We start from the raw sequence: 3,146 nt of genomic DNA, 5'->3' as shown, positions 1-3,146 counted from the left end.
ATCACACTGGAAAGATAGGCGTTCATAAAAACATCCTCCTTATTTCATAGGGTTCTTTCGAGACCCCTCATCGGGGTTGTTGCCTTTAGTGTAACATTTGGAGCGCAAATAAACAAGGGCGGAATCCAGAATCCGGCGAAATTTTTTTCTGATATTTTAGAAAATGGCGAAAAACCTTTGTGCAAAATGTCTATGAACAAAGCGGAGCGCGTGAAAGATACAAAAGTTCAACCGGCATTCCGCAAAACACAGGTCGAAATCTTGACTTTTGGGGAAAATTTTATATAATATCTATAAAAACCCTGTAAAATCCCAGGGTTCTGTTTACCCCTCAAAAGCCGTAAACGATATACCCAAACGGCGTGCTCCTCTGCGGATGGGCGCGCCGTTTTTTCAAGAAGCTGAGAAAGAAAAGGTGGAACACGTTTATGAAACAGAGAACCGTATACTGGCTGCCCTCCATCCAGGGAGCGGCGATTCTGTCGGCGCTGCTGATGGCCGGCTCCGGCGTGATCCGCCTTGCCTGGGCCATGGGGGAGCCCTCCCTGTCCACGCCGGTTCTCCTCTTTCAGGTCCTGCTGCCCTTGTGGGCCAATCTGTGCTTCATATGGATTCTATTCCTGGACGGGAGGGAACGGCTGTATCGTTCCGCCATCCCCGTGTGGCTGGGCTGTGTGTTCTTCGCGGTGAAGGCCTTCTACTTTGTCTCAATTCTACATACCGTTCTTTGTCTTCTGCTGTACGCCCTGGTGGCCGTCCTTTACACGGCCACGGTCATTGGCATTATCCGCACGCAGGCGTTCCTGTGGCCCTTATTCGGCCTGCCTATGCTGTACCACATCTTCGTAGAAGACCGGCAGAAGCTGGGCTGGACCCTTCACGAGTGGCTGCCGGAGTTGTCCGTCCTCTGCTGCATGGCGGCGCTGCTGTGCCTGTCCCTGGCCATGCGGCGGCGGCCCATGGAGGAGGGCAGCCTGATTCGCCGCTTCGGCGACCGGAACGACGGACGGCGCCTGCGGACCCTCTCCCCGATTTTCTCTGTGTCTCCCTTCCTCATGAAAACCCGGAACACCTCCCAAAACTTCATTGCCGACCAGTTTGAAGTAACGGCGGCGGACCGCTATATCGCAGAAAAACGCCAACAGGGCTGGAAAGGTTTTGGCATTTTGCACGTGATTCTGGCAGCCTACGTCCGGACCTGCGCCCGCTATCCGGGGCTGAACCGCTTCATCGCGGGGCAGCGGACCTACAGCCGGGACCGGGTCATCGAGGTCAACATGACCATCAAAAAGGAGATGTCCACCGACTCCCCGGACACGGTCATCAAAGTCACCTTCGACCCCGCCGACACGGCGGAGACGGTGTTTCACCGGTTTGACGGCAAGGTGCAGGAGGTGAAGCGGACGCCGCTGAACTCCTCCTTCGACAAACTGGCGAAAGTTCTCAATCTGGTTCCCGGGCTGCTGCTCCGGGGACTGGTGGCCCTGCTTCAGGCGGGGGACTACTTTGGTCTTCTCCCCCGCTGGCTGACCAAGCTCTCCCCGTTTCATGGGTCGCTGTTCATCACGTCCATGGCCTCTCTGGGCATTCCTCCCATTCACCACCACCTCTATGATTTCGGAAACGTGCCGGTGTTCTGCGCCTTTGGCCGCAAGCGCCGTGTGTACGAGGTGAAGCGAGATGGCAGCGTGGTCCGGCGAAAGTACGTGGACTGCACATTCGTCACCGACGAACGGATTGTAGACGGCTTTTACTACGCATCCGCTGTCCGATATCTTCACGCACTGTTGGACGACCCCTGGCAGCTGGACTGCCCGCCGGATGTGGTCAAGCGCGACCAGCTTTGATCTTTGAACCCGGAAACCCTTGCGGCGCAATGGCCGCAACCGCTGGTTGACAAACTTCCACTTGCCGCGTTCTTGTTTTTTCCATGGAACAGACTAACATGGAACCAACCTAAAAAGAAAGCGGGAGGATATTTCCATGAAGACATTTTCAGAAAAACTGCTGGAGCTCCGCCGTCGGGAGGGGCTGTCCCAGGAGCAGCTGGCAGACCAGCTGGGGATAACCCGGCAGTCCGTCAGCAAATGGGAAAGCGGCGCGGCGATTCCGGAGCTTTCCAAACTCGTCGCCCTGTCGGAGCTGTTCTCCGTCAGTGTGGATTATTTGGTTAAAGACCGCCTGGAGAGCCCGGAACTCCCCGCCCCAGCGGGTTCCCCTTCCACGGCGAAGCTGGAGAAGCAGGTAGAAGAGATTTCCAGTTATTTCCGGGGCTACGCCTATGACAGCAAGGCAACGCTCTTTGGTCTGCCTCTGGTCTCCATCCGGTTCCGCCTCTATGGCCCAACGCGCATGCGGGATACGGCCCGGGGCATCATCGCCATTGGCAACACGGCCGTCGGGGTTGTTTCTTTGGGGCTTATGAGTGTGGGCCTGTTCAGCTTCGGCGCCATATCGGCAGGGCTGCTTTCCGTCGGCTGTCTGGCCTTCGGACTGGTGGCGCTGGGCCCCGTGGCCATCGCCCTTCTGGCGTTTGGTCCGGTAGCCATCGGTCTTTGGTATGCGGGAGGCGTGGCGGCCCTGGGCGGCAAGATTGCCGTAGGCGTGGCCGCCGTGGGGGATACTGCCGTTGGCTATGACGCTGCGGGCAAGCATATTTTGCTTTGGGGAGACGGGTTGGCGCAAGCGGAGGTGGAGTCCTTCCTTCTGGAGCATCATCCAACACTCTGGAAACCGCTCTTGAAGCTGTTGTCTTTCGTCGGGTCGAATATCAAATGAGAGGGCTCATACCGCCGCCGGTGAAAAACACCGGCGGCTTTCGTTTGACGGACAGGGAAAAATCTGCTAAAATAGGAATTGTGATTCCATCTATAAGGAGCTGAGAAACATGAGACGATCGCAAAGGGCCCTGATCTGCCTTCTTTTATGCGTCCTGCTGGCGTGGGGAGGCTCTGTTCCCGCCGCCGCTCTCTCCGACGTGCCGGAGGACTTCTGGGCCAAGGACGACATCCAGCGCTGCGTGGCGCTGAAATATTTCTATCCGGAGTCCGACGGCAGCTTTGGCGTCGGCAAGGAGATGTCCCGCTCTGAATTCGTGGTGGTGCTGTGCCGCTTCTTCGGCTGGAAGCCCACCTCCCCCGCCCGGG

3 protein-coding genes are annotated in these 3,146 nt (G+C 57.3%); all 3 read left to right on the top strand.

Going from position 1 to position 3,146, the window contains the following annotated elements; genetic code table 11:
• The first annotated feature begins 428 nt into the window (after positions 1-428).
• On the top strand, positions 429-1,847 hold the full coding sequence (locus QZ329_RS15370; RefSeq protein WP_295753875.1) for a hypothetical protein: 1,419 nt from the start codon (positions 429-431) through the stop codon (positions 1,845-1,847).
• A 136-nt stretch (positions 1,848-1,983) separates the two neighbouring features.
• Positions 1,984-2,778, top strand: coding sequence for a helix-turn-helix domain-containing protein (locus QZ329_RS15365; protein WP_295753874.1), 795 nt, complete (start codon positions 1,984-1,986; stop codon positions 2,776-2,778).
• A gap of 109 nt (positions 2,779-2,887) precedes the next feature.
• A partial coding sequence (locus QZ329_RS15360) for an S-layer homology domain-containing protein (protein ID WP_295753873.1) occupies positions 2,888-3,146 on the top strand: 259 nt, incomplete at its 3' end.

This window comes from uncultured Oscillibacter sp., assembly GCF_910579365.1.
Taxonomy (GTDB): domain Bacteria; phylum Bacillota; class Clostridia; order Oscillospirales; family Oscillospiraceae; genus Oscillibacter.
Note: the sequence above shows the minus strand (reverse complement) of the source record. Positions and strands in the feature narration are given on the sequence as shown.